Source organism: Halobacillus kuroshimensis DSM 18393 (genome assembly GCF_000425705.1).
GTDB lineage: Bacteria > Bacillota > Bacilli > Bacillales > Halobacillaceae > Halobacillus > Halobacillus kuroshimensis.
The window spans coordinates 148,293-173,658 of the sequence record NZ_AUDY01000009.1; the positions used below are offsets into that span (position 1 = coordinate 148,293).

Here is a 25,366-nt window from a genome sequence, read left to right on the forward strand (position 1 = left end):
TTTACCATTGATTGAAAAAGGGTTCATTTTTACAATAAAGCTAACAACTACTTGGAAGCGTTTGCGGAAAAGATTGGAGGAGGGAACATCTTGGCGATTCACATCACGGAAGACAGCCGGCAGTTTCACTTACAGGGAAAAAATATCAGCTACATCATACATGTTCTTAAAAACGGCCAGATCGGCCATCTTTATTATGGAAAGAAAGTAAGGGACAGGGACGATTTCAGTCATTTGTCCAAGGAGGAATTCCGCGTCACCTCTTCCTATGTCTATGAAGACGATCCAGCATTTTCTCTGGATATGATTCCCCAGGACTACCCTGGGTATGGGACATCGGATTACCGGGAGCCGGCTTTTCATATCCGGCAGCCGGACGGATCGAGGATATCGAACTTCGCTTACTCCTCCCATCGTGTCACTCCGGGAAAGCCTTCGCTTGACGGGCTTCCGGCGACCTATGTGGAGGAAGAATCAGAGGCGGTAACGCTGACCATCACTCTTATGGACGACCATACCGGCATGAAGCTTGATTTATTATATACCGTCTATCATGACAAAGATGTTATCGTTCGCTCGGCGCGATTTACAAATGAAGGATCGGTATCGTACCAGCTGGACAGAGCGTTGAGTGCTTCCATGGACTTTCCGGACAGCAATTTTGAGTGGGTCCAGCTATCCGGCGGATGGTCAAGGGAACGTCACGTGCATACACAGCCGCTTCATCCGGGCATCCAGAAGATCCAGAGCACCCGGGGCACAAGCAGTGCTCAGCACAATCCGTTCATCGCTGTCCAGCGGCCGGGAACGACAGAGCATTATGGGGACGTTTACGGATTCAGTCTCGTGTACAGCGGCAACTTTTCAGGGCAGATTGAAGTCGATCAATATGAGCGGGCACGGGTCAGTATGGGAATCAATCCATTCGACTTCAGCTGGAAGCTGGAGCCGGGCGGATCGTTCCAGACGCCGGAACTCGTATCTGCTTTTTCATCGCATGGACGCAACGGTTTAAGCCATTTGTATCATGATTTGTATCAGAAGCGGCTTGCCCGCGGGCGTTGGCGGGATCAGGAACGTCCGGTGCTCATCAACAACTGGGAGGCCACCTATTTCGATTTTGATGAACGGAAGCTTCAATCGATTGCCGAACAGTCCAGCCGTCTGGGTGTCGAGCTTTTTGTCCTCGATGACGGCTGGTTCGGCCGACGGAATGACGATACGACGTCGCTGGGCGATTGGTTTGTAGATGAAGCGAAACTGCCGAACGGGTTGAAGCCGCTCGTTGAAAAAGTGAATGAGACAGGGATGGCGTTCGGCCTTTGGTTTGAACCGGAGATGGTATCCAAGCAAAGTGAGCTTTATGAAGCGCATCCCGACTGGATTATCCAGGTGGCGGGGAGACATCCGTCTACAGGCAGGCATCAGCTGGTGCTCGATTTTTCCAACCCGGAAGTCGTGGACTACATCTACGACCGGATGAAAACCATTTTGTCAGAGGCCAACATCGAATATGTGAAATGGGATATGAACCGGTATATGACAGAAATCGGATCGGCACGTCTGGCTTCTGATCAGCAGATGGAAGTGCCACACCGGTATATGCTCGGGGTTTATCATTTGTATGAGCGTCTAACCACAGAGTTTCCACACATTCTTTTTGAGTCGTGTGCAAGCGGAGGGGCCAGATTCGATCCGGGTATGCTGTATTACGCACCTCAAGGATGGACGAGTGATGATACCGATGCCGTCGAGCGGCTGGCGATTCAATACGGCACCTCTATGGTCTATCCATTGAGCAGCATGGGCGCCCATATTTCCGCCGTTCCCAATCATCAGGTGAAACGGGTGACGAGCTTGAAAACGCGCGGCGATGTCGCCTTCTTCGGAGCGTTCGGTTATGAACTGGATGTAACGAAAATGAACGAGGAAGAAAAAGAACGGATGAGTGAACAGATCACGTTTTATAAACAGCACCGTACTTTGTTCCAGTTTGGTACCTTTTACCGGCTGACGAGTCCGTTTGAAAAGGGTGGGAATGAAACGGCATGGATGGTCGTATCCGAGGACGGGCAGCGGGCGGTCGCTGCCAGTTATCAAGTGCTGGCCCGCCCCAATCCGGGCTTCCGCCGGATCCAGCTGACCGGGCTGAATCCGGAGACGGAGTATAAGATCGAAGGCTTGGAACGCACGTATTATGGAGATGAACTGATGCATGCCGGCCTGCCGCTGGAGAGCGGATACGATGGTTCGCAGACAGGGGGGCTGGAGGAGTCCGGCGACTTTACTTCCCAGTTGTTCGTCCTGACAGCCGTCACGAATTCTACAACAATGGATGAGGTGGAAAAATGAAGCAGATGATCGAGGCATTTTATGAACAATTTGGAAGCGGGGGAGACATTCAATCGTTTTTTGCGCCGGGGAGGGTAAACCTGATCGGCGAGCACACCGATTATAACGGGGGGCACGTGTTTCCTTGTGCGCTGAGCGTCGGCACGTATGCGGCCGCCAGAAAGCGCAGCGATGCGAAATTGAGACTGTATTCGATGAATTTTCCTGAACTTGGTATGATAGAAGCGGACCTGTCTGCGCTCGTTTATGAACAAGAGCAGGAGTGGGCCAATTATCCCAAAGGTGTCGCAGCTAAAATCAGGGAGGCAGGCTATCCTCTTTCTGAAGGAGCGGATATCGCCTATTACGGAAATATTCCAAACGGCGCTGGTTTGTCTTCTTCAGCCTCCATTGAACTCGTCACCGGCGTCGTGCTGGATGCCTTTGCCGGACTGGACATCGACCGGGTGGAGCTTGTGAAGCTTGCTCAAGCGGCGGAGAATGAGTTTGTCGGAGTCAACTGCGGAATCATGGATCAGTTTGCGATAGGCAAGGGAGAGAAGGATCATGCTCTGCTGTTGAACTGCCAGACGCTGGAGTATCAGAAAACACCGATCCACCTGGAAGAGGAAACGCTCGTCATCGCCAATACAAACAAGCGCAGAGGACTGGCGGATTCTAAATACAACGAACGCCGCCGGGAATGTGAAGAAGCCTTGGAGCAGTTAAAGACCGAACTGGAAGCCGTCTATCTTGGCGACATTTCTGTAGAAGATTTCGAGGCGTATAAACACGTGATTGACGATCCGGTCACACGAAAACGCGCCAAACACGTCATTTACGAAAATGCACGTACAATTGAAGCGGTGCAAAAACTGAATGCCGGGGATATCAGCGGTTTCGGCCGGCTGATGAATGAATCACACCGTTCACTGCGGGATGATTATGAAGTAACGGGACATGAATTGGATGCTTTAGTGGAAGCGGCCTGGGAAGAAGGAGCGGTGGGCTCACGGATGACCGGTGCCGGCTTCGGAGGCTGTACCATCAGCATTGTACCTAAAGCGGATATTGAAACCTTTAAGGAAAACGTAGGAGAACAGTATTATAAGCAAACCGGTCTTGAAGCGGACTTCTACGTGGTGGAAATCGGCGACGGGGCGAAACGGTTGGAGGAGGAAGAGTGATGACTGTATTAGTATGTGGAGGCGCCGGATATATCGGCAGCCACGCCGTGGCCCAGCTGCTGGACCGCGGAGAAAAGGTAATCATTGCAGACAACCTGCAGAAAGGCCATGAACAGGCCGTTTTGGAGGGGGCTGTTTTATATAACGGGGACTTGCGGGATGAAGACTTCATGAACCGGGTGTTCGAGGAGAATGATATTGATTCGGTCATTCATTTTGCAGCGGATTCCCTTGTAGGGGAAAGCGTCGAGGACCCGCTGAAATATTACGACAATAACGTATACGGAGCGGTCTGCCTGTTGAAGGCGATGGCTGCGCATCACGTGAAACGGATCGTCTTTTCTTCCACGGCTGCTGTGTACGGGGAACCGGACCAGGTGCCCATCCAGGAGGATGACCGCACGTTCCCGACCAACCCATATGGAGAAACGAAGCTTGCGATTGAGAAGATGCTTAAATGGGCTGAACAGGCGCATGGCATCAAGCACGTGGTGCTCCGCTACTTTAACGTAGCCGGCGCTGATCCGGACGGCCGCATCGGAGAAGATCACCGTCCAGAGACGCATCTCATCCCAATCGTGCTGCAGGTAGCGCAGGAGAAACGGGAAAAGATCATGATCTTCGGCGATGACTATCCGACCGCAGATGGCACCTGCATCCGTGACTACATCCATGTGACGGATCTTGTGGATGCCCACCTGCTGGCGATCGACAAGCTGAAACGTACAGAAGAAAGCGGCATTTATAACCTTGGGAACGGCCAGGGCTTCAGTGTCAAAGAAGTCATCGATACCGCCCGCCGTGTAACCGGCCGGGATATTCCTGCCGAAGTGGCTCCACGGCGCGCCGGTGACCCGGCTCAACTTGTCGCATCCTCCGGAAAAGCGATGGAGGAGCTTGGCTGGACGCCGCAGTATGCTGAACTGGAAACGATGATTCAAACGGCATGGGACTGGTTCCAAAACCATCCCGACGGTTACAACCAATAAATTGAAGGGCTGGTGAGAGACGTGTCCATTTATCGCAACATTGAACAACTTCTTCAGTACGGATTATCCAAAAAGATGATAGCTGTGTGGGATGTCGATTATACCCGCAACCGCCTGTTCCATCTGTTTCAATTGGAAGGGCAACATCCAGAGGAAGCGCCAAAAGAGCCGGTGCCGGGCACTCCTGCAAGCATTTTGGAACCGATGCTCGACTATGCAGCAGAGCAGGGGCTGATGGAGGATAACACAACGACAGAACGGGACTTGTTTGATCCGAAGATTATGGACTGTCTCGTTCCACGCCCGTCGGAAGTGATCCGCGATTTTTATCACACCTTTGAAAAGCAGGGGCCGGAAGCAGCGACCCGAAACTTCTACCAGCTTTCCAAGGAGGCGCATTACATCCGTACCGACCGGATCGCCAAAAACAAACACTGGTACAGCAAAACGGAATACGGCGACCTTGAAATAACGATCAACCTGTCCAAGCCGGAAAAAGATCCGAAGGCGATTGCCGCGGCGAAAAACAAAAAAGCCGACAGCTATCCGGACTGTCTGCTCTGTAAGGAGAATGTCGGCTATGCCGGACGTCTCGACCATCCGGCAAGGGACAACCACCGGGTAATTCCTGTCGATTTGGAAGGCGAGCATTGGTTCCTGCAGTATTCCCCATATGTGTACTACAACGAACATGCCATCGTTTTATCAAGGGAACACCGACCAATGAGCATCTCTAGAGAAGGGTTCGACCGGCTGCTTGACTTCGTCGATCAGCTGCCCCACTATTTTGTCGGCTCCAATGCGGATCTGCCGATTGTCGGCGGCTCGATTTTGAGTCACGATCATTTTCAGGGCGGCCATCATGAATTCCCGATGGCGAAAGCGCTTGTCGAAGAAACCATCCATATTCCGGGGTATCAGGACGTGGAAGCCGGAATCGTACGCTGGCCGATGTCTGTGCTGCGTCTGAAGAGCACCGACCGCACACGTCTGGCTGAGCTTTCCGACCGGATTTTGACGAAGTGGCGCACGTATAGTGATGCGTCGGCGGATATTTATGCCGAAACAAACGGAGAGCCGCATAACACGATTACTCCCATTGCCCGTTATCGGAACGGGGCTTTTGAAATGGATCTCGTTTTCCGTAACAACCGTACAAGTGACGAGCATCCGATGGGAATTTTTCATCCACATGAGGAAGTGCATCACATAAAGAAAGAAAACATCGGCCTCATCGAAGTGATGGGACTGGCTGTCCTGCCGGGACGTCTCATTGACGAAATGGAGTCGCTGACCGGCTACATCCAACAAGAGGAGCTTCAAGGGAAGGCCCTTGAGGATGAACAAACAGCCAAGCATGTCCCGTGGGCGGAATCCATCCGCTGGGAAAAGGACGATGTATGGCCGCAGCTGCAGGAAGAAATCGGGCGCCGTTTTTCAGTCGTGCTGGAGCACGCCGGTGTGTTCAAGCGCACGGAAGAAGGGCAGCAGGCATTCCGCCGTTTTCTTCAGACGATATAGAATAAAACCAGGAGGACAGCTATGACGTACTTAGGTGTAGATTATTACCCGGAGCACTGGCCGGAGGAAAAGATCGACGAAGATATTGAAGGCATCAAACAGCTGGGGGCTAACATCGTACGAATCGGTGAATTCGCCTGGCATCTGATGGAGCCCGAGGAAGGAAGGTTTGATTTTTCCTACTTCGATCAAGTCATTGAAAAGCTGAAGCAGGAGGATTTCCATATCATGTTCGGCACGCCGACGGCAACGTTCCCGGCGTGGCTGGCGGATCAACATCCTGAGATTTTGTCCGCCGATGAATACGGCCATCCGCGCGTTTTCGGAGGACGCCGGCAGTACTGCTTCAACTCCGACATCTATCGTTCGTATGCCGCAGCGATTACAAGGAAGGTCGTCGAGCATTATAAGGACGAGCCGGCCATTATCGCTTGGCAGATTGATAACGAGTTCGGACATGAAGGCAGCGATATGTGCTGGTGTGGGTCGTGTGAAAAGAAATTCCAGACCTATCTGACTGAGAAGTATGACAGCATCGACCAGCTGAACGAGGAGTGGGGAACGATTTTCTGGGGCCAGACGTACAACGACTTCTCAGAAATTCCGGTACCGAAGCCGACGATTACGACGCATAACCCGAGTTTGAAGCTCGAGTGGGCGCGCTTCCGTTCTGATTCCTTGAACGGGTTTGCTCATGAAATGACGGAGATTGTAAAGGAAACAAAAGGTGCGCACCAGCAGGTCACGACGAACGTTTCCGGCGGGTTTTTCTCGAAATGGTTCGATCACGCAGAAAACCTCCGCCCGATGGACTTTGTCTCCTATGACAACTATCCGGTCTGGGGCGGGCTGGAAGAACCGATTGCACCGGAAGCGATTGCGATGATGCATGACTTCAACCGAGGGCTCTTGGATAAGAACTATTGGATCGTGGAGGAGCTGATGGGGGCGCAGGGCCATGATGTCATCGGGTACCTGCCGCGTCCGAACCAGGCGAAAATGTGGTCCTACCAGGCCTTCGCTCACGGCTGTTCCAACCTGCTCTATTTCCGTTGGCACGGGATGACGAAAGGGGCGGAGCAGTTCTGCTACGGCGTCGTCGATCACGACAATGTGTACGGCCGCAAGTATAAGGAAGTCCAATCGTTGTTCAGCGAAATCAAAGATTATGGCGAGCTGCTTGATGCACCAATCCAGGCGGATATAGCCGTTCTCTATGATTATGACAACATATGGGCGTGGCGTTCCCAGATTCAGAGCCGCGACTTTGATTTTACCGACGAGCTTGTCCGCCTCTATCGTCCTTTTTACAACCAGAATGCAGCAATCGATGTGATCCCGGCGGACCGAGAGTTGTCCAGCTATAAGGTGGTTGTCGTACCGGTGATGCACGTGATGGATGAGACGCTTGCCGAGCGGATGAGAACGTTTGTGCAGAACGGAGGGACCGTTCTCTTCTCCTACCGTACAGGGTTGAAAGGCAAAGACAATAACCTGCGTCTTGGTGAAGTTCAGCCGGGGCTCGTCCGCGATCTCGTCGGCGCCCGGATTGAGGAAATCGAATCGCTCACCAAAGATCACCGTCTGAAGCTGCAGGGGGAAGGACGCTTCTCAGAAGTTCCCGGCACCGTCAGCATCTGGCGTGACCTGCTCGTACCGGAAACAGCGGAAGCTCTGTACCAGTATACCGATGCTTTTTATGACAGCTATGCGGCTGTTACGAAAAACAGCTTCGGGCAGGGGCATGTGTACTACATCGGCGGCGGACTCAATGAAGAAGCCCTCGATCGGATTGGTGGGGAAATTACAGAACACCATCAGATTGAAACGATTTCTTCCGACCGCGGAGTCGAAGTGTACCGCCGCAGAAGCGGGGAGGACTCCTACTTGTTTGTGATGAACCATACCAGTGAAGAGCAGTGGTTCCATGGAGAGTCGCTGGCACCATTTGAAAGCCGTTTAATCCAGGAATAACACGTGTTTAAGGCCCTTCCTTATTAGGAAGGGCCTTAAGCTTGTAGAGAAACCCCTGTTTCTTTACAAGCTTTTTTCTTTCTTACCGCCAGGAGCGAAAGCCCCTTCCCGTTCCGCGGACGAGCGCCCGAGCTTCCTCGCAAAACCAACGCTCGGCGATCTGGGCTCACTCGTTCTTCCGCAGGAGTGGAAGGGGCACCGCTCCTTGGGTGTTCTTTAAAATCGAAAAAGACTCTCCTTCACCCAGCTCACCTTTGCTGGATGGAGGAGAGTCTTTTTCATATTTCGGCAGCCAGCCGTCATCAGCGTCTGTTATGCCGGCCTCCTCTGCATCGCTTAAAGGTCTTCTCCTCCAACGAACCATCTGCTTTCTCTCCGCTGTTTTTTCCTTTTGAAGAGAACGGCAGTGATAAGGAAAGATGTCCTTTTCACCATCCATTTCGTCCTTTCCACGGAAAATCGGGGGCGGTTTATTCTCCGGCGGTTTACGATAGAGGCAGCAAAAGAAAGGGAGTGCGAGAAATGAAATGGATGCGGGTGATCCTCATGATGGCCGCTGGGATGACTTTTATGGCTTGGAGCAACGGAAAATATTTAATCAGTGTGGCGGCTTGGATTTTTCCGGTTCTTTTTATGATGGCTGTGAAGGAAATGTCCTTCAGAAAAGCATGGGTGCTACTTCCTCTGGCCACAGGGACGGCTAATCAGATCAGTTTTCATCATCTGCTGCCGAGTCTTGACCTTCCTTTTTTTGAGTACCTTCCTGGATTAGCTGGAGCTCTTTATGCCATCCCCTATCTTCTACAGAAGCATGCGTACCAAAGGAGTGATTCCTTTATCGTTACGCTGCTTTTTCCATCGGCTTATACGCTGCTGGATACGCTTCATATGTCCCTCAATCCATACGGCAGCTTCGGTCATCTCGGTTATTCGCAGCATCAGCTTCTTCCGGTCATGCAGATGGCATCCATCCTCGGCATTACAGGTCTCACGTTTCTCCTTACTTGGACGGCCGCTGTCGTCTTCTGGCTGATGCATGGAGAGGCGACGTTGAAGAAACGCCGGACGGCTCTTGTGATGGCCGGAGTGCTCGCAGCCGCTCTGACCCTTGGCGGACTGCGGACGATCTCAGGAGGAGAAAAAGAAACCGTCCACGTTGCCGGTCTGCACATCTTTGACCGGACCAACGAGGAGACGACGGAAATTTTTCAGCTTCAGGAAAGCGATCCTTCCTTATTTTTGGAAAAAGCCGGAGAGCGGATGGATGAATTGATCAAAGCTACTGAAAAAGAAGCAGAGCACGGAGCAGAAATCATCCATCACGCCGAAGGCTCGGTCATTATTGATGAATCCCAGAAGACGGAGTATCTTGACAGACTGCGGGAGGTCGCCGTAAAGGCCGGCGTCTACATCATCACCGTCCCGTACATCTATACTCCCTCAGAGGAACCCAACGAAAATGTTCTGTACATCATTGACCAGAACGGAGAGATTGCCGCGGAGCATTATAAGTACGGCGGGAGCTTTGTCGAACAGACGGTGGAGGGAGACGGGGATATCCCTTATGTGGACACTCCTTACGGTCGGATTGCCGGAGTCATCTGCTGGGATAAGGATTTCCCAGCTGTCATGAATCAAGTCGGGGAAAAGGACATCGATCTTCTCTTTGTTCCATCCGCTGACTGGAAGGAGATTTCACCGTACCATACCATTGCCGGTACGTTCCGCGGGTTGGAAAACGGAGCGGCTGTCATCACCCAGACGGTGAACGGGATGTCGATGATCACGGATGCCGATGGACGTACGCTTGCGGAAATGGATCATTTTACGACAGACGACTGGACGATGCACGGTCATGTACCGGTGGAGGGGAAGGGGACCTTTTATACGGCGGCGGGGCAATATTTTCCTGTATGTATTATAATAGCTGTGATTCTACTTCTGTACGTCGTGTTTATTAGAAAACAAAGAAAGTGAGGGGCTGCTGTGAAACTCGGATTGATCTGTGGGAATGACCACAGAGAGCGGATTTTGGGAAAATTCGAAGCTCTCGGTATCGAAATCTACCGACAGGCCGATGTCTATGTTGTCCAGGAAGGCCTGCAGGACGGATTTCTGCCGTGCATCGTTTTCCATCCGGATCATCTGGAGGACTTGACGCTGCTTCTGCAGACCGTCTCCTCCAAAGCATCCTCCACGAAAATCGTTGGTATGAAACAGGAGGAATTCCACGTCCTGCCGCATGCCGACATCTTATATTTCGAAGCTCAGGACGCCGTTGTTTTCTGTCATACGAAAAACGACGTCTACCGGATGAAGGAGAAGCTGTTCCGGCTTGAGGAACGACTGCCGGGAGAACAATTCATCAAAGTGAGCCGCTCGTTTATCGTGCATATCAACACAGTGGAAAAAATTATTCCGTGGTTCAACCGTCGTCTGCTCTTGACGTTTGAAGGATCGAAAAAGGAAGTGGAAGTGTCCAAAAACTACGTGAAATCTTTCAAAGCGTTTCTAGGAATGAGGTGATCAGCGATGAAAAAATATTATACGGAAGCGATTCTGCTGTCGGTCCTCATCGGCGTGTTGATCCGGGGAGTGGTTCTCCTGTGGTCCGGTCGTCCACTGCTCTCCGGCCCGGTCGATTATGTTTTCAGCGTGTTGATCGCGGTGCTGTCCTGTTCGGCCGCCTTCATCATCCACATGCACATCCTTGCCGGCAGGAAGTCTTCCTTTTTGAAAAAAGCCGGCTGGTCCTGCCTGCTGATCGCTCTTCTTTACGGGTCGGGCAACCTTTTGTTCAGCGGGTATTCGATTCTCTTCGAAGCGGCTTTCTATGGATATGGGGCCGGCATTCTTGCCCTATCGCTCCTCTTGATCTATCAATTGAACAAACGAATCCAAACCTATGAGTACTACTTGATGAAAAAGAAAAATCGTTAGGAAAACCCCTGTCACCACGGGGGTTTTTGTCGAACAAAGCGATTCCTATGCCTTTTCTCCCAGAAAATAACTTTGATTTTAATATTCAGAACATTATAATGATTGGTATATTTATGTTCATTAAGGGGGAGAGGTATGAAACAAGAGCTGACAAATTTATGGAAAGACTGGCGATTACATACGATTGTGCTGGCCATCGTACTCCTGACAGAAACGATTGGTACGCATTCCTTTACGGTCGGTCCCGGCGTAGTTCTGCTGCTGCCGATGCTTTACGCCATCATTATTGGTCTTGGATTATTTTTTACACCGCTCATCAAGGAAAAACAGTCGAAAAACGCCGAGCCGCTCATCGTTCTTGGTGTCACGCTGCTGATTGCCAAAATCGGCGTGATCATCGGTCCATCGCTTCCTCAGATTATTGAAGCCGGTCCGGCACTGCTGCTGCAGGAATTCGGGAACCTTGGGACAATCTTCATCGCCCTGCCTGTCGCGATCATGCTCGGACTGAAGCGGGAGAGTATCGGCATGACCCACTCGGTCGCCCGTGAGCCGAACGTCGGTCTCATTATGGACAAGTACGGGTTCAATTCACCGGAAGGACGCGGCGTCATGGCCATCTACATATTCGGTACGGTATTCGGTGCGGTATTCATGGGCTTGATTTCCGGCTTTTTGGCCACGTTGACGCCGCTCAATCCACTGTCCTTTGCCATGGCTTCGGGCATCGGTAGTGGAAGCATGATGGCCGCCGCCAGCGGCTCGCTCGTCGCCGCTTTTCCACAGATGGAAAATGACATCCTCGCTTTCGCCGGGGCAAGCAACCTGCTCTCCTTATCGACAGGCCTTTATATGAGTATCTTCATCGGTCTGCCGCTCACAGAGAAGCTGTATGATATCATGACACGCAGAAAGAGCACCAGCTCTCGCGTAGAAAAGGGGGCATAAGTGATGCTGAAAAATATACAGGAATGGCTGCTCATGCTTGCGATTTTCGGAGTGACCGCCCTTTTGGGGAACTGGATCGGCTATGATGTGATCGTCTGGGAGGCGGTTCCGGGCATGCTCGTGCTCATCGGCATCTGTCTCGTCGGTTTGATCTTAGGAAAAGTGCTCCCGGGCAGTATCCCAAGTGTCGCGTATGTCGCACTTGTCGGCGTGCTCGTATCGATGCCGTGGATTCCAGGCTCTTCCTTTATCGTAGAGACGACGAGTGAAGTGAATCTGCTTGCGTTGACGACACCGATTCTTGCCTATGCCGGTATCGCCATCGGCCGCTCATGGGCGGATTTCGTCAAGCTCGGCTGGCGAAGCATCGTCGTTGCGATGTGTGTCATGCTCGGAACGTATATCGGTTCGGCGTTGATTGCCGAAGTGATTCTACGCTTCCAGGGGATCATCTAATATAAAAGCCGCACCTGGCTGTCTTATAGAGGCGTTTACGGGCTGTTTATCGGTCAAAGCGGAATGTATATCAGTCTTTCCGCTTGGATATCGGTCGAAATGCTGATATATCGGTCAAAATAACGTTTTATCAGTCAAAAAGCGGATATATCGGTCTTCTGCTTGTTTCACACGATTAAAGCCGTACGACATAAAAAAAGCTGCAGGATCATGTCCTGCAGCTTTCCTTTTTCGTTATTCTTTTCCGGAAGGAACTTCACAACCGTCTTCGGTGCATGCGGCTCCATCGTCTGTAGAAAGATTTTCAAACGCTGGTTTGTTTTCTTCATCAAAGGCTTTCTGAAGACCGTTGACGAATACTTCCGTCGGCTGCGCGCCGGATACAGCATACTTACGGTTGATGACGAAGAAAGGAACGCCCTGCACACCGATTTCATGCGCTTCCCGTTCTTCCATGCGTACCGCTTCTGTGTAAGCGTCACTGTTCAGGACATCTTCCACTTCGCTTCGCTCAAGACCAGCGTCAACAGCGAGGCGCGTGATCGTTTCATGATCACCGATATCCTCAGAATCCGTCAGCACGGCTTTGAAGAAGCGTTCTGCTGTTTCCTTGCCGAGTCCTTTTTCGTTAGCCAGCTGAGCCACACGGTGGGCGGCGAACGTATTCGTTGGAATCATCGTATCAAAATGGAAATCAAGACCGACGCTCTTCGCCTGCTCTGTCATATTGGCTGTCATGCCGCGGGCCTCTTCCAAAGAGCGGCCGTATTTATGAGCCAGGTGCTCATGCATGACTGGTTCTGTGTTGCGTCCAGCATTCGGATCAAGCTCAAAGCTCTTATATTCGACTTCTACCGTTTCGTTGGGGAACTGCTTCAACGCTTCCTCCAGACGTGCCTTTCCGATGTAGCAGAAAGGACAGACGAAATCGGACCATACTTCTATTTTCACAAGGATCACCTCTACTAGTAATTTCTCTTTCCATTGTACGAGTGTTGGAGAACGAATGCCATTATTCTGTTTGTCAGGCGTTTGGTTGATATATTCGGAATTTCGTTGATATATCTGAGAAATAACCGATATATCGAGAAAATAATCGATATATCCGCAAAAAAATCGATATACGTGGAAAATAATTGATATCGCCCCTCCACCCCCAAGCCAGCAGCCCGGCACATCCATCTGTGAACAAAAAGTGAAAGCCGCCGCGGGTGATTGCATCTCTTTTCCAGAACCATTAAGATAGAACTAGTGAAAGCGCCATCCCAGGGCGGCGCCGCTGATTTTTTGTGAAAAAGGAGACAGCGCATGCTTAAAACACCCATTGGTAAATTGCGAGTGATGGGATTCCTTGAGGGGATGTCCTTCTTGATTCTGTTATTCATTTCAATGCCGCTGAAGTATATGTTTGATTACCCAGAGGCCGTTTCTGTCAACGGCGCCATCCACGGCGGGTTGTTCGTCATCTATATGGCTGCCGTCGCCTATGTGACCTTCACCGTCCGCTGGCCGATTAAATGGGCCGCAGGGGCGTTTGTGGTCGCTTTTATTCCATTCGGGAACTTCATTCTGGACCACCAGCTGAAGAAGAATTACACAAGTCAGCCGGACAGTTTGACCGCATAATAAGCCGATAGACACCGAATCCCTTTCTGCTTCGATTATAAAAGCAGGGAGGGATTTTTTATGATTGCATTGGAAACGTTGAAATCGCGGAGCAGGAATAATATGGGGAACGTCCATCCAGAAGTGGAGAAGAAAGTGGACAAGCTGTTAACCGAAGCCTACGAGCGAGGGCTGTTCGTCCAGATTTCCTCCGGCTTCCGGACGTATGAGGAGCAGGCGTCTTTATATGGAAAGGGGCGTCCCGGCTACACGTATAAAGGGAAAACGTATGGCAGAAGCGGGACGATTGTGACGTATGCCGAACCAGGGGAGAGCAATCATCACAGCGGACGCGCCGTCGATTTCTTTTTGGTAACCCCGGATGGGCGGACGGCGCTTTGGACCGTTGATCATAACTGGCGCTGGGTGGCGGAACGGGCGAAGGAAATGGGCTTTTCCTGGGGAGGCGATTGGTCGAGCTTCAAGGATTATGCCCACCTTGAGCTGCCGATCGTCCATTACGTCCGGCGCGGCAGCCAGGGGAGCCTTGTGAATGGCGTCCAGGAGAAGCTCCGGAAGCTCGGCTATTACTCAGGGGATATAGACGGAAGCTTCGGCCCGCTGACAGAGGAGGCGGTCTTCACCTTTCAGAAAAAAGAAGGTATCCAGGTCGACGGGAGCGCCGGACCGGAAACGCTGCAGCGGCTGGATATCCGGACGTACCCAGGTACACCGCTGAGAAAAGGGTCACGCGGGGAGAAAGTGAAGGCTGTTCAGAAAAAGACAGGCACAGAAACGGATGGGATTTTCGGAAGCCGGACAGAGGCTGCTGTCTGCGCTTACCAGGACTCCCGCCGCCTTGAGGTCGATGGAATTGTAGGTCCGAAGACATGGCGGTCACTGTTTGGCAGGTGAAGCACCCATTGCGGGTGCTTTTTTGTTATAGTTCTTTTTGACCGGTTGACATTATTTGATATTTTTAGAATAATACAGGGTGTAATATTCAGTTTTTTCTAACTATTAAAAATTTTTACATTAATGTGGTAACGCTTACAAAAGGAGGTAACATCCACATGTTCATTCCGCTGCTTCTTGCTCTCATAACCATCGTTTCTGTTGTGGCTGCAGTGAAAAAGAAGAAGCCGGTGTTGTTTGCCGTCCCACTGGCCGCTTTATGTGCCGCCGCACTGATCAAGGTGATCATGGTGCCGATGCCGTTCTGGGAGACGGTCGTCTTTATTTTCAACTTAAAAGGATAGGGAGGAGAAAACATGAAAAAGATGGATCCAAAGCAGGCCAAAGCCTATTTCCGGTTAAGAACGACACTGATTATGATCTACCTCGGCATTGGCGTGCTGGTGTCCTTTGGTATCGTTTTGTTTGCCGAAAGTCTTTCGTCCTTTACCGTGATGGGGATTCCACTTCCCTATTACATGGGATCTCAGGGGGCTATTCTAACGTTTATCGTTCTTCTTTTTTTTAATGCGGTCATCAGTGATTATGTGGATGAAAAGTTCGGCCTCGTTCCAAAGGACAGCACAAAGGAAACCGACCAGGCCGCCAATCAATAAGTCAGGGGGAAAAGTATGGATGCTCAGTTTCTCGTATCGTTAGGATTAATTGTTGTGACGTTTGCGCTCTATATCGGCATCGCGATCTACAATAAGGCGAAAGAGACGTCGGACTTCTACGTCGCCGGCCGAGGGGTGCCTCCGGTGTTCAACGGCATGGCAATCGGTGCTGACTGGATGAGTGCCGCTTCCTTTATCGGTCTTGCCGGAACCGTCATGATTTTAGGCTATGATGGGCTTGCGTACATTATGGGATGGACGGGTGGTTATCTGCTGCTTACATTCCTGCTTGCTCCGCAGCTCCGGAAATACGGGCGTTACACGGTCCCTGAATTTATCGGTGACCGCTATCGCAGCAACACCGCCCGGCTGATTGCCGCCGTGGCGACGATCATCATCAGCTTTACATACTCTGTCGGACAGCTGTCAGGTTCCGGAGTTGTCATCGGCCGTCTGCTTGAAGTGGATACGATGATTGGGACACTGATCGGAGTCGTCCTGATCGCTTTTTATTCGGCGATGGGAGGAATGAAGGGCATTACGTGGACACAGGTGGCGCAGTACCTCGTCTTAATTGTTGCTTATTTAATACCTGTGATCTTCATGTCCATGCAGCTCACACAGAACCCTGTTCCATGGCTCTCCTACGGGGAAGTCATTTCGGAAATGCGTTCCATCGATCAGGAGCTCGGGATATCGGAATACATCGTTCCGTTCACAGAAGCCTCCAAATGGCAGTTCATGGCACTTATGTTTACGCTCATGGCCGGAACCGCCGGTCTGCCGCATGTGATTGTCCGCTTTTATACCGTGAAAACGATGAAAGCCGCCCGTTGGAGCGGGGCATGGGCTCTATTGTTCATCGGCCTGCTGTATTTATCTGCTCCCGCCTATGCTGCTTTCTCCCGGTTCATTTTAATGACGGAAGTGGCCGGTTCCTCGCTTGGGAACCTGCCGGCGTGGACGCAGCCGTGGGTCGATACAGGCAAGCTGTCCCTTGCAGATGGCAACAGTGACGGCGTGCTCCAGTGGACAGAGCTTGCCATCAGCAATGATATCGTCGTCATGGCCACACCGGAAATCGCCAACCTCGGGATTTTCGTCATCGGTTTGATGGCCGCTGGTGCGATGGCCGCCGCCTTATCGACAGCCGGCGGTCTGATGATTGCCATTTCCGCTGCTCTCTCTCATGATATTTACTACCGGTCTATCAACCCGAACGCCAGTGAGAAGAAACGGCTGTCTGTCGGCCGCTGGTCCATCGTCCTCGCCACAGTGGTGGCCGGTCTGATCGCCTTGAATCCCCCTGGTGCGATCACTCAGATTGTCGCCTGGGCCTTTGCGCTCGCTTCTGGTTCCTTCTTTCCGGCTCTGCTCCTTGGGGTCTGGTGGCGCCGAGCCAACGGTCCAGGTGTCATTGCCGGGATGATCACAGGACTCTCGGTTACGCTCGGTTATATTTTCGCAGCCAAATACGGAGGGTTTACAATCCTTGGAATCATCGACACAGGGGCAGGCGTCTTCGGAGCCGCTGCCGCGATTATCGCCAATATCACCGTTTCACTTCTGACGGCTCCGCCGAGTAAACAGACACAGGATGAAGTCACCGACCTGCGCTATCCGGAGCAGATTCAATATAAGAACGGCGAATATTATAAGAAGGATGCCCAGTAAAGAAACCTGGTGGAAAAACGGAGCACAGACATAAAAAAGCCTGCGGTATGGAGAGGATCCACTGCCGCAGGCTTTTCTTTTCCCCATAGGAGAGGGGCATGTTTCGGTTATGAAAATTCCCGGGTCCATCCGCCTTTGATTTTCGTGTCCCCTTCAAAGTACTGGACGGTGATCCGGCCGTCTGAAAATGAAAATTCGTCTTGAAGAAAATCGGCAAAGGCTTCGAAAATCTCTTCATCTCCATCCTCCGGCTCCCGGTTCAGATCGAGATATATCGATGGAGCGGCCTCCACCTCACGGACACTTGGCGCATCCTCCGGCGTGTAGCGGTGCTGACTGCTCGTTGATTTTTCAAACTGGATATCGAGGTTTTCGACGCCTGCCATCTCTTCGTCCAGATACGTCATGGACGTCTGTTTGACTTCTTCCTCCCATTTGGAGGACACGTACGTATCCACCAGCTGGTTATCCTCATTCCGATAGACGAGAAATTCAATCCCGTCCTCCTCATGCCTGACCTGGGCGGCGGCCCTGAACGGCTGATTGCCCATCGAATCATACATCACACCGTACACCTCGGTCTGCCCACGAAAGCGGTCCTCTGTATAGACTTCGGCGTCTTCTTTTACCGCATCCTCATTATTGCCGCTGATGGCGATGAAAACAACCAGTACAGCGAGCAGGCCGACGGCAGCAAAAATCCCGGCACCGATGAGAAAGCGTCGCAGCGTTTTATTCATACGTCTAGCTCCTGTCCTTCATATTCTTTTGCTATTATTTCAAAAAAGCCCGTCGAGGGCAATGATGAGCTCCCGCTGACAGCCGTTTTAGAGCAGAAGCAGGACAACGCTCCCACATTTCTGATAGACTATTGAAGTTAACAGATATGCTCGATAAAGGAGGGGGAGTATGGCGATATTCTTCCAAGTCGTTCTTCCGGTCATCCTCGTCTTCGTGGCCGGATATGTTCTGCAGAAAAGTCTGCATCTGGAAATTAAATCACTGTCTACGGTTACGTTGTATTTGATGCTGCCCTGCCTTGTGTTCAAAACCTTCTATGAAGCGGATTTCAACCGGGATTACTATATGATGATCCTCTTTTCCCTGACGCTTTTAATAAGTATTCTGATTTTGAATAAAATCGGTGCCCGCCTGTTCCGCTACGGGACACCGACGGAAAGCGGCCTGATCTTGTCCACCGCTTTTATGAATGCCGGCAATTACGGAACTCCGATCGTGCTGTTTGCCTTCGGGGAGCAGGGGTTCGTCTACGCGGTGACATTCATGGTGCTTCAGCAGATCGTCATGAACTTTTTCGGTGTCTATTATGCCGCCAAAGGCACAGCCGGGTTCAGCATGGCTGTCCGCACGATTTTGAAAATGCCGCCGACCCACGCCGTCTGGATTGCCCTGTTGTTTAAAGCGGCCGAAGTGAACATCCCGGATAATCTGTATGCCAGTCTTGAACTCGTCGGCAATGCGACTGTTCCAAGCATCATGATTCTGCTCGGTATGCAGCTGGCGAACATTACCATTAAAAACCTCGACTGGAGCAAGATTTCCTTCGCGGCATCCATCCGTCTGGTCGCTTCTCCTCTGATCGCCTGGGGGCTGACCACCGTTCTTCCGATGAACGACCTGATGGCTTCGGTCCTTATTGTAGCCGCGGCGATGCCGTCCGCTGCAACGACGACGATGTATGCTGTCCAATTCGATGCCAAGCCTGATCTCGTTTCGAGCATCACGCTGGTGACAACCATTCTGAGTGTTGTTACGCTTCCGGTTCTCTTGAATCTATTGACGTAGAATAAGTCCGCCGTTCTCCGGCGGACTTTCGTTTGTATAGATATCCATTTCATCATTTCTTCTTAAACGGCTCTGGGATTGTCTCATGGAAAAAAGGAGGATCTCCTATTTATATTGGGATCCTCCTCTTTTTCTATTCATCCTCCGCTGAGGTCACGAGGAGCGTTCGGTGGTGACGCCTGCGGGAACAGCACGGGCTGAAGATCCACTTGGGCAGGTGGTTTATCCTGTCCAAGTTAGCTGAAGCCGTGCCCGCGGCAAGCATCCACCGATAAGCGGAACGTGACCATCTGCATGATGATTTCTTTATTCATTTTTCGAAGCATTGCGTTTTTCACGCCAGAACAAATATAGATTCCCAAAGAAAAAAGCGACACTCAAAACGCCGCCGACTGCTGACATTTCCACCGTGTCGGTGAACCATCCGAGCAGCACATAAATGAGAAAAAATCCGGCAAATGCAAGATAAAGCATAATCTCTTCCTTTCCAAGTCAAACGTCCATCGTTAGTATAACATTCCTGGAAAGGTTATGCGGGGGGATACATATGGAAGCGGTAGACGGTGAATTCCTCCCCCATCTCGATGCTGTAGGATTCGATCGGGATTTCTTCGTAAAACGTACCGTCAATCTGCTCAATCGATATAGAAAGAACGTATTCCTTATTTTCCATAATTGGAATAGGGAAGGGGTTCACGATTTCAATCATCCATTCATAGGCGAGCCGTTCCACAAAGGCGTGGGTGAAGGTCGTTGGTGCCTCGTCGAGCCAGATGCTGGCAAGGGGGGTCAGGGAGCGGGATGTCTCTTCCAAGGCCATTCCTCCGTTTAGTTGATATGACAGATGTTTTCCCTGTATTTTACATGTATAAACGCGCGAGCTTCATTCTCAAGATCCTGCGCCTCCGGTAAAAGGTCGAGGAGCTGATGTTCATCCGGTCCGCAATCTCCACATTTTTATAACCGTTAAGGAGGTCGGAGAGGAAGCGCTTTTCAAAAGGAGATAGAGTGGAGAGAAGAGCAGGATCTGTCGATGGGAGAGGATTTGTAAAGGAAGAGAGCGTATACAGGCGCCGGTGGGCAGCTGTCCTTTTCAGATCGTTGGAGACAAGGGTTTGATAGTGATATCGGAGTTTGGTGTGGAAGTACGTGGAGAACCGGCTTTTCCCGGGATCATAGCGTGCTTTGGCAGCGTGATAGACGAGGTAGCTTTCCTGGAAATAATCGTCGTGCGGGGGCGGGAGGTGCAGGTTGTGCATCACTTTGTAAATGAGTTCTTCCAATTCATGAAATTCCTGAATCTTTGACATGACTCACTCCTTTCTACTTTTCTATTGTCCTACATTTGCCGGCAGCTTCCCAGCGGAAATTCCATTTTTCCTGGTGCAAAATATATTTTTTGAAAAAAGATGACACGAAAACTTCCATTTTCTTCGATTATAGAGTGAAGGCAGAAAATGAGAAGGAGTGAAGTCATGGAAACGGAACAGGATTTTGAACAGCTGCTGGCCGAGTGGGAACGGAGCATCCATTACCACATCCGTAAGCTGCACATCATCGATGCGAACGGTGATTTTTATGCCGAAGGATTGTTTGCTTTATGGCAGGCCCACCGCACGTACAATCCCGAGGCTGGAGAATTTTCCACCTATGCCCACTGGAAAATCCGCAACGCGCTCATTGACCAAATCCGCCGCGAAAACAACCGTCAGGAAAGGGAAAACCGGTTTGTAGAGGAACTCATCCACAGCGAGGATTACATATGGGAGGACGAGCCGGTTGATACATACTTCTGGGACCAGGTCAAAAACCTGCTGACACCCAACCAGTGGAAATGGGTATCCCACCGTGTGAAGCAGGGCCGTTCTGTTGCGGAAACGGCCCGGATCGAAGGCGTGACCCAGGATGCTGTGAAAAACTGGGGACGCCATGCCAGAAATAAACTGAAGTCCTGCAGACATCTTCTTTAACCCTCACTTCTACATCCTCATAAAAAAGTCCGGCGCCTTCCAGAAAAGCGCCGGATGTTCCTCATCGATCGATGGTTATGTTAATTTTCGTCAGTCCCATAGCCCGGGCAGCCTTGATCATCTTCGCTGCTTCCTGTTCGGCATTCTGGATATGGATTTCGTTCCTGGATATACTCAACGTTGTCCCGCCAGACAACACGGTTGGTTCTTCCGGAGTCTCCTGGGCCAAGGCCAGCAGGGACTGGGGCTGCTGCTGTTCCGCCTGGATTTCTTCCTGACGCATACGATTGACGCGTCCGCGGATTTTACGACCATGATAAACGACACTAGCATAAGGGCATCCCGTTTCGGCCGCGATTTCGCGATAATTTTTATCAGTCTCACCGATCAGGCGCTTCACTTCGCCAAGATCGTAATCGTACTGCTTACTTTTCTTTGCCACTCTCGAATCCCCCTTTTTTCTTTCCATAAGCAATTGTATACAAGATTACAATATTTTAATAGTAGGTCCTATGAATTTATGAAATTTTTTTTAATTCCTGATATTTATAGTAGACTATTCATATGTCTTTCAGCTATTTTACATAGAAAGTGTGAATGATTTGTATAAAAGGTTAATCTTTACTATCCTCCCAATTGCAGTTATGGGCCTGATTTTTTACTTTTCCTCCCAGCCTTATGGCGAACAGGATATGCGTCCATCGTTATCGATGTATCTTCCGCTCGACCTGCTCCGTCCGCTTCTGGCGCCGGTTTCCTTTACCTACCACGGGGAAGAGGTCAGTCTGGCCAGCCACGGCATCGAAGGACTGGTGGAATTTTTCATTCGGAAGGGCGCTCATATCAGCATCTTTTTCTTATTAATGATCACCGCGTATGGAGCTTTCCTTGTGAACACCCGCTGGAAAAAAAGGACGGCAGCCATCAGCGCTCTGGCCGTAACGGTGCTATACGCATGTATGGATGAATACCATCAATCCCTGACGCCGGACCGCACGCCGTACATCGGGGATGTCGGACTCGACAGTGTGGGGGCCCTGATCGGCCTGGCCCTTATTTTTGCAGGAAACAGAAGAAGAAAATAAAAGAACCAGCGGGAATGGGCCCGCTGGTTCTTCGTTATTCAGGATTCGGCAGCTGGAACTTCGTTTTTCTGGATCGTTGTGACTCCATCCAGTTCGACAGCAAGCGCTTCGACCGTGTAGGAGGAAAGCTTATTTTGAAGCCGGCGTTCCTTTTCCTTCGTCCATTCGTCAAAAACGGCTACCATCGTCGGTCCGGCACCGCTGATGTAATAGCCGAGCGACTGCTCACCTTCAAGGACCTCCGTGACAGCATCGAATCCTGGGATCAGCATTTTCCGGTACGGCTGATGCCACTGGTCGTTCTTCATCATTTTTCCGGCGAGCGCCCAGTCTTTAGATGCAAGAGCAGCAACGAGGACATTCGCTCTCGAACTGCTGCGGACACCCTCCTTATAATCGATCTCCAATGGAAGAATGCTCCGGGCCTTTTCGGTTTCCAAATGATAATCAGGAACGACCGAAAGCCACGTCAATGTATCCAGATCCTCTGTGAAATGGACATAGTCAAGGTGCTCGCCGTCATAGTTGGAGACCATGATTCCTCCATAGACGGCAGGTCCGACATTGTCGGGGTGTCCTTCGATATCACAGGCGATCTTGAACTTCTCGTAGCGTGTCAGCTCTAGATCCAGCAGCTGATCGGCAAGTTCAATGCCACCGACGACCGCCGTTGAGGAGCTCCCCAGCCCGCGGGCGACCGGAACATCATTCGTCAACGTCACATGGGTGGGAGGCAGCGAATCAAAGCCGCGCGTTTGAGCGGCGGCGAGCGCTGTTTTATAAATCAAGTTGCGCTTATCTGAAGGAATATGCTCACGATCTTCTGCCGGAACAGAAAAATGCCACTCCTCTGCCGGTTCACAATCCAGCGTCACGTATTTAGAAAGCGCAATGCCCACTGAATCAAAACCCGGTCCTAAATTGGCGGATGTTGCAGGCACCCGGATTTGGAACCGGCTCATGATTGTACTCCGGTGACGGCGGAAGCGAACATTTCATAGTCGTTTTCAATCCGTGCCGGTTTGACAGGGCTCGTTTCAATTGCTGTCGTCGGATCTTTCAAGCCGTTACCAGTCAGAACGTGGACGACTTTGGAGCCTTGAGGAATCGTTCCTTCCTTCACTTTTTTAATCATGCCGGCAAGCGATGCGCAGGAAGCAGGCTCGGCGAAGATGCCTTCCTTTTGAGCCAGCAGCTGATAAGCTTCGACGATTTCTTCATCGGTCACTTCATCAATCAACCCTTTGGACTCGTCGCGGGCTTGGATGGCTTTATCCCAACTCGCGGGGTTTCCAATCCGTATCGCTGTCGCCAGTGTTTCCGGATCCTCGATAACTTGATTGCGAACTATCGCCGCAGAACCGCTGGCTTCAAAGCCCATCATTTTCGGGAGCCCGGACTGGAAGCGTTCATGGTATTCCTTGAATCCTTTCCAGTAGGCGGTGATGTTCCCGGCATTTCCGACAGGGATGCTGAGGATGTCCGGGGCGGAACCGAGCGCGTCCACTACTTCAAATGCGGCCGTTTTCTGGCCTTCAATCCGGTAAGGGTTCACCGAGTTCACCAAGGTTACCGGTTCGGTTTCTGCCATTTTACGGACCATCTTCAAGGCATCATCGAAGTTCCCTTTGATGGCAAAAATTTCAGCGCCGTACATGACGGCCTGAGCAAGCTTGCCTTCTGCGATTTTTCCGTCCGGGATGACAACGATACAGCGGATGCCTGCGCGTGCGGCAAAGGCGGCAGCTGCGGCGGATGTATTCCCTGTGGAAGCACAGATGACCGCTTCGGAACCTTCTTCAATCGCTTTGGCCATAGCCATCACCATGCCGCGGTCCTTAAAGGAACCGGTCGGATTGGCCCCTTCGAATTTTACATAGCCTTCGATTCCTAGGTCCTGGGAAATCGCCGGAATCGGAAGCAACGGGGTGTTTCCTTCATGAAGCGTCAGCTTTGGTGTGCGTTCATTGATGGGAAGAAACTCCGCATATTCATGGATTAAACCTCTCCACATGATCATTCTCCTCCTTCGACACGGAAGACGCTGTCGATTTTTCTAACGGAATCCAAGGTTTTCATTTCTTGAACCGCTTTTTCGAAGTCTTCTTCACTGACTTTATGCGTCACCATCATCAATTCACGCTCGCCTTCCTGATCGGTCGCTTTCTGGGTGAATTGATCGAAGGAAATCGAATAATCAGCAAAAATATTCGTCAATTCCTTCAGCATGCCGGATTTATCATCCACATGAAGACGGATGTACTTTTTCGTCAGTTTCTCGCTCTGTGCGCGCACCTGTTTCGGAAACTGTGGCTGGACGTAAGCGGTTCCCGTCGTGCCGAGACGTATATTCTTCAAGACGGCAATCAAATCAGAAACAACGGCTGTGGCTGTCGGCAGTTTTCCTGCCCCCGGGCCGTAGAACATCGTTTCACCGACTGCATCGCCGTACACATACACCGCATTGAATTCATCATTGACGGAAGACAGCGGATGCTCAACCGGCAGCAGCGTCGGTTCGACACTGACGGATACCCCGTTGGCATCGTTCTCTGCAATCCCGATCAGTTTGATGCGGTACCCGAGTTCTTCCGCATACGTAATGTCGTCAGAGGAAATGCCGCGGATGCCTTTTACATCGACATCCTCCAGTCTGTACGGCATGGAGAAGCCGAGAATAGATAAAATCGTCATTTTACGAGCCGCATCAAGGCCATCTACGTCAGCAGTCGGATCGGCTTCCGCAAAACCGAGGTCCTGGGCCTCCTTTAAGACGCTGTCAAAATCGACGCCGTCCTGAGCCATCTTCGTCATGATGTAGTTGGTCGTTCCGTTGACAATTCCCATCATTTTCGTGATGCGGTCGGAAGAAAGGCCGTCCATGATCGAGCGGATGATCGGGATACCGCCGGCCACACTGGCTTCATAATATAGATCGCAGTTGTGCTTCTGGCAGGCTTCGAATAGCTGCTCGCCGTGCTGGGCGACAAGGTCCTTGTTCGCCGTTACGATATGTTTGCCGTGCTCAATGGCTTCCAGCATGATCGTCAAGGTGTGATCGATCCCACCCATCACTTCCACGATGACATCAATGTCCGGATCTCTCGTAATGTCCTCGTAGCGGTCCGTCAGTTCCGTTTCAGCCGGAAGCTCACGTTCTTTCGCGATGTCACTGACAAGCACCGATTTAATCGTGACATCGCACCCCGTTTTATGTTCAATGCGTTCTTTATGATCGCGCAGAATTTCAATGACACCTGATCCGACTGTTCCCAGACCGAGCAGTCCTACCGTAATGGATTTGTTCAT

The 25,366-nt window shown here is 51.1% G+C and carries 28 protein-coding genes; 18 read left to right on the forward strand and 10 right to left on the reverse strand.

The window, feature by feature from the left end; all coding sequences use genetic code 11:
• The first annotated feature begins 90 nt into the window (after positions 1-90).
• Genes H615_RS0108780 through H615_RS0108800 form a run of 5 tightly spaced genes read left to right on the forward strand, consistent with a single transcriptional unit; the run spans position 91 to position 8,002 of the window.
• Positions 91-2,352: an alpha-galactosidase gene (locus H615_RS0108780; RefSeq protein ID WP_027954806.1), complete on the forward strand. Its 2,262-nt coding sequence runs from the start codon at positions 91-93 to the stop codon at positions 2,350-2,352.
• Positions 2,349-3,518, forward strand: coding sequence for a galactokinase (locus tag H615_RS0108785; RefSeq protein ID WP_027954807.1), 1,170 nt, complete (start codon positions 2,349-2,351; stop codon positions 3,516-3,518). The genes H615_RS0108780 and H615_RS0108785 overlap by 4 nt, the downstream gene beginning before the upstream one ends.
• Positions 3,518-4,507, forward strand: a complete 990-nt coding sequence (gene galE, locus H615_RS0108790) for a UDP-glucose 4-epimerase GalE (protein WP_027954808.1) — start codon at positions 3,518-3,520, stop codon at positions 4,505-4,507. Before H615_RS0108785 ends, galE begins: the two co-directional genes overlap by 1 nt.
• A 21-nt stretch (positions 4,508-4,528) precedes the next feature.
• On the forward strand, positions 4,529-6,028 hold the full coding sequence (galT, locus tag H615_RS0108795; RefSeq protein WP_027954809.1) for a UDP-glucose--hexose-1-phosphate uridylyltransferase: 1,500 nt from the start codon (positions 4,529-4,531) through the stop codon (positions 6,026-6,028).
• Between the two features lie 21 nt (positions 6,029-6,049).
• Positions 6,050-8,002, forward strand: coding sequence for a beta-galactosidase (locus tag H615_RS0108800; RefSeq protein ID WP_027954810.1), 1,953 nt, complete (start codon positions 6,050-6,052; stop codon positions 8,000-8,002).
• A 166-nt stretch (positions 8,003-8,168) separates the two neighbouring features.
• On the opposite strand, the gene H615_RS22545 is transcribed toward H615_RS0108800, so the two are convergent.
• Entirely contained in the window at positions 8,169-8,441 is a 273-nt protein-coding gene (locus H615_RS22545; RefSeq protein ID WP_027954811.1) for a hypothetical protein, read from the reverse strand.
• A gap of 83 nt (positions 8,442-8,524) precedes the next feature.
• Between H615_RS22545 and H615_RS0108810 the strand changes: the two genes are divergently transcribed.
• The 5 genes from H615_RS0108810 (at position 8,525) to H615_RS0108830 (ending at position 12,346) form a co-directional block, all read left to right on the forward strand.
• The gene (locus H615_RS0108810) at positions 8,525-9,979 is read left to right on the forward strand and encodes a nitrilase-related carbon-nitrogen hydrolase (RefSeq protein WP_027954812.1); all 1,455 of its coding nucleotides are present in this window, start codon (positions 8,525-8,527) and stop codon (positions 9,977-9,979) included.
• A gap of 9 nt (positions 9,980-9,988) precedes the next feature.
• Entirely contained in the window at positions 9,989-10,528 is a 540-nt protein-coding gene (locus H615_RS21805) for a LytTR family DNA-binding domain-containing protein (protein ID WP_051254640.1), read from the forward strand.
• Between the two features lie 6 nt (positions 10,529-10,534).
• Positions 10,535-10,942, forward strand: coding sequence for a hypothetical protein (locus tag H615_RS0108820; RefSeq protein ID WP_027954813.1), 408 nt, complete (start codon positions 10,535-10,537; stop codon positions 10,940-10,942).
• A 135-nt stretch (positions 10,943-11,077) separates the two neighbouring features.
• On the forward strand, positions 11,078-11,890 hold the full coding sequence (locus H615_RS0108825) for a DUF3100 domain-containing protein (protein ID WP_027954814.1): 813 nt from the start codon (positions 11,078-11,080) through the stop codon (positions 11,888-11,890).
• Between the two features lie 3 nt (positions 11,891-11,893).
• Complete coding sequence (locus tag H615_RS0108830; protein WP_027954815.1) at positions 11,894-12,346, forward strand: hypothetical protein; 453 nt, start codon at positions 11,894-11,896, stop codon at positions 12,344-12,346.
• A gap of 234 nt (positions 12,347-12,580) precedes the next feature.
• Here the strand turns inward: H615_RS0108830 and H615_RS0108835 are convergent, their stop codons facing one another.
• Positions 12,581-13,297, reverse strand: coding sequence for a DsbA family oxidoreductase (locus H615_RS0108835; RefSeq protein ID WP_027954816.1), 717 nt, complete (start codon positions 13,295-13,297; stop codon positions 12,581-12,583).
• Positions 13,298-13,654: 357 nt separating this feature from the next.
• On the opposite strand from H615_RS0108835, the gene H615_RS0108840 reads away from it, so the two are divergent.
• The 5 genes from H615_RS0108840 to H615_RS0108860 all read left to right on the forward strand — a co-directional run bounded on the left by H615_RS0108840 (position 13,655) and on the right by H615_RS0108860 (position 17,196).
• On the forward strand, positions 13,655-13,972 hold the full coding sequence (locus tag H615_RS0108840; RefSeq protein WP_027954817.1) for a DUF3817 domain-containing protein: 318 nt from the start codon (positions 13,655-13,657) through the stop codon (positions 13,970-13,972).
• Between the two features lie 60 nt (positions 13,973-14,032).
• Positions 14,033-14,866 (forward strand): peptidoglycan-binding protein, encoded by an 834-nt coding sequence (locus H615_RS0108845; RefSeq protein ID WP_027954818.1) that lies wholly within the window; start codon positions 14,033-14,035, stop codon positions 14,864-14,866.
• A 158-nt stretch (positions 14,867-15,024) separates the two neighbouring features.
• Entirely contained in the window at positions 15,025-15,210 is a 186-nt protein-coding gene (locus H615_RS0108850; protein WP_027954819.1) for a hypothetical protein, read from the forward strand.
• 12 nt (positions 15,211-15,222) lie between these two features.
• Positions 15,223-15,522: a DUF4212 domain-containing protein gene (locus H615_RS0108855; protein ID WP_027954820.1), complete on the forward strand. Its 300-nt coding sequence runs from the start codon at positions 15,223-15,225 to the stop codon at positions 15,520-15,522.
• 15 nt (positions 15,523-15,537) lie between these two features.
• Positions 15,538-17,196, forward strand: a complete 1,659-nt coding sequence (locus tag H615_RS0108860; protein ID WP_027954821.1) for a sodium:solute symporter family protein — start codon at positions 15,538-15,540, stop codon at positions 17,194-17,196.
• Between the two features lie 107 nt (positions 17,197-17,303).
• Here H615_RS0108860 and H615_RS0108865 read toward each other — a convergent pair whose 3' ends face one another.
• Positions 17,304-17,936, reverse strand: coding sequence for a hypothetical protein (locus H615_RS0108865; RefSeq protein WP_027954822.1), 633 nt, complete (start codon positions 17,934-17,936; stop codon positions 17,304-17,306).
• Positions 17,937-18,105: 169 nt separating this feature from the next.
• Here H615_RS0108865 and H615_RS0108870 point away from each other — a divergent pair, with 169 nt between their 5' ends.
• The gene (locus H615_RS0108870; protein WP_027954823.1) at positions 18,106-19,002 is read left to right on the forward strand and encodes an AEC family transporter; all 897 of its coding nucleotides are present in this window, start codon (positions 18,106-18,108) and stop codon (positions 19,000-19,002) included.
• A 306-nt stretch (positions 19,003-19,308) separates the two neighbouring features.
• On the opposite strand, the gene H615_RS22550 is transcribed toward H615_RS0108870, so the two are convergent.
• Genes H615_RS22550 through H615_RS0108885 form a run of 3 tightly spaced genes read right to left on the reverse strand, consistent with a single transcriptional unit; the run spans position 19,309 to position 20,312 of the window.
• Positions 19,309-19,476, reverse strand: coding sequence for a hypothetical protein (locus H615_RS22550; RefSeq protein WP_169516191.1), 168 nt, complete (start codon positions 19,474-19,476; stop codon positions 19,309-19,311).
• 55 nt (positions 19,477-19,531) lie between these two features.
• The gene (locus tag H615_RS0108880) at positions 19,532-19,816 is read right to left on the reverse strand and encodes a hypothetical protein (RefSeq protein WP_027954824.1); all 285 of its coding nucleotides are present in this window, start codon (positions 19,814-19,816) and stop codon (positions 19,532-19,534) included.
• Between the two features lie 46 nt (positions 19,817-19,862).
• Positions 19,863-20,312, reverse strand: coding sequence for an RNA polymerase sigma factor (locus tag H615_RS0108885; RefSeq protein ID WP_027954825.1), 450 nt, complete (start codon positions 20,310-20,312; stop codon positions 19,863-19,865).
• Between the two features lie 165 nt (positions 20,313-20,477).
• Here H615_RS0108885 and H615_RS0108890 point away from each other — a divergent pair, with 165 nt between their 5' ends.
• Positions 20,478-20,972 (forward strand): sigma-70 family RNA polymerase sigma factor, encoded by a 495-nt coding sequence (locus H615_RS0108890; RefSeq protein ID WP_027954826.1) that lies wholly within the window; start codon positions 20,478-20,480, stop codon positions 20,970-20,972.
• A gap of 61 nt (positions 20,973-21,033) precedes the next feature.
• Here the strand turns inward: H615_RS0108890 and H615_RS0108895 are convergent, their stop codons facing one another.
• Positions 21,034-21,414, reverse strand: coding sequence for a hypothetical protein (locus H615_RS0108895; protein ID WP_027954827.1), 381 nt, complete (start codon positions 21,412-21,414; stop codon positions 21,034-21,036).
• Between the two features lie 160 nt (positions 21,415-21,574).
• Between H615_RS0108895 and H615_RS0108900 the strand changes: the two genes are divergently transcribed.
• Positions 21,575-22,057, forward strand: coding sequence for a VanZ family protein (locus tag H615_RS0108900; RefSeq protein WP_035531748.1), 483 nt, complete (start codon positions 21,575-21,577; stop codon positions 22,055-22,057).
• Positions 22,058-22,095: 38 nt separating this feature from the next.
• Here H615_RS0108900 and thrB read toward each other — a convergent pair whose 3' ends face one another.
• Genes thrB through H615_RS0108915 form a run of 3 tightly spaced genes read right to left on the reverse strand, consistent with a single transcriptional unit; the run spans position 22,096 to position 25,366 of the window.
• Complete coding sequence (thrB, locus tag H615_RS0108905; RefSeq protein ID WP_027954829.1) at positions 22,096-23,019, reverse strand: homoserine kinase; 924 nt, start codon at positions 23,017-23,019, stop codon at positions 22,096-22,098.
• Positions 23,016-24,071 carry a threonine synthase gene (thrC, locus tag H615_RS0108910; protein WP_027954830.1) on the reverse strand — a complete coding sequence of 352 codons (1,056 nt, stop codon included), beginning with the start codon at positions 24,069-24,071 and terminating at the stop codon, positions 23,016-23,018. Before thrC ends, thrB begins: the two co-directional genes overlap by 4 nt.
• A 2-nt stretch (positions 24,072-24,073) precedes the next feature.
• A complete protein-coding gene (locus H615_RS0108915) occupies positions 24,074-25,366 on the reverse strand; it encodes a homoserine dehydrogenase (RefSeq protein WP_027954831.1) in 1,293 nt (430 codons plus the stop codon).

Coding starts and splice junctions, on each gene's coding strand:
- H615_RS0108810 (WP_027954812.1), top strand. CDS start 8,525: ATGAAATGGATGCGGGTGATCCTCATGATGGCCGCTGGGATGACTTTT.
- H615_RS0108850 (WP_027954819.1), top strand. CDS start 15,025: ATGTTCATTCCGCTGCTTCTTGCTCTCATAACCATCGTTTCTGTTGTG.
- H615_RS0108845 (WP_027954818.1), top strand. CDS start 14,033: ATGATTGCATTGGAAACGTTGAAATCGCGGAGCAGGAATAATATGGGG.
- H615_RS22550 (WP_169516191.1), bottom strand. CDS start 19,476: ATGCTTTATCTTGCATTTGCCGGATTTTTTCTCATTTATGTGCTGCTC.
- H615_RS0108840 (WP_027954817.1), top strand. CDS start 13,655: ATGCTTAAAACACCCATTGGTAAATTGCGAGTGATGGGATTCCTTGAG.
- H615_RS0108830 (WP_027954815.1), top strand. CDS start 11,894: ATGCTGAAAAATATACAGGAATGGCTGCTCATGCTTGCGATTTTCGGA.
- H615_RS0108890 (WP_027954826.1), top strand. CDS start 20,478: ATGGAAACGGAACAGGATTTTGAACAGCTGCTGGCCGAGTGGGAACGG.
- H615_RS0108865 (WP_027954822.1), bottom strand. CDS start 17,936: ATGAATAAAACGCTGCGACGCTTTCTCATCGGTGCCGGGATTTTTGCT.
- H615_RS0108800 (WP_027954810.1), top strand. CDS start 6,050: ATGACGTACTTAGGTGTAGATTATTACCCGGAGCACTGGCCGGAGGAA.
- thrB (WP_027954829.1), bottom strand. CDS start 23,019: ATGAGCCGGTTCCAAATCCGGGTGCCTGCAACATCCGCCAATTTAGGA.
- H615_RS22545 (WP_027954811.1), bottom strand. CDS start 8,441: ATGGATGGTGAAAAGGACATCTTTCCTTATCACTGCCGTTCTCTTCAA.
- H615_RS0108915 (WP_027954831.1), bottom strand. CDS start 25,366: ATGAACAAATCCATTACGGTAGGACTGCTCGGTCTGGGAACAGTCGGA.
- H615_RS0108885 (WP_027954825.1), bottom strand. CDS start 20,312: ATGTCAAAGATTCAGGAATTTCATGAATTGGAAGAACTCATTTACAAA.
- galE (WP_027954808.1), top strand. CDS start 3,518: ATGACTGTATTAGTATGTGGAGGCGCCGGATATATCGGCAGCCACGCC.
- H615_RS0108825 (WP_027954814.1), top strand. CDS start 11,078: ATGAAACAAGAGCTGACAAATTTATGGAAAGACTGGCGATTACATACG.
- H615_RS0108820 (WP_027954813.1), top strand. CDS start 10,535: ATGAAAAAATATTATACGGAAGCGATTCTGCTGTCGGTCCTCATCGGC.
- H615_RS0108785 (WP_027954807.1), top strand. CDS start 2,349: ATGAAGCAGATGATCGAGGCATTTTATGAACAATTTGGAAGCGGGGGA.
- H615_RS0108860 (WP_027954821.1), top strand. CDS start 15,538: ATGGATGCTCAGTTTCTCGTATCGTTAGGATTAATTGTTGTGACGTTT.
- H615_RS0108870 (WP_027954823.1), top strand. CDS start 18,106: ATGGCGATATTCTTCCAAGTCGTTCTTCCGGTCATCCTCGTCTTCGTG.
- H615_RS0108855 (WP_027954820.1), top strand. CDS start 15,223: ATGAAAAAGATGGATCCAAAGCAGGCCAAAGCCTATTTCCGGTTAAGA.
- thrC (WP_027954830.1), bottom strand. CDS start 24,071: ATGTGGAGAGGTTTAATCCATGAATATGCGGAGTTTCTTCCCATCAAT.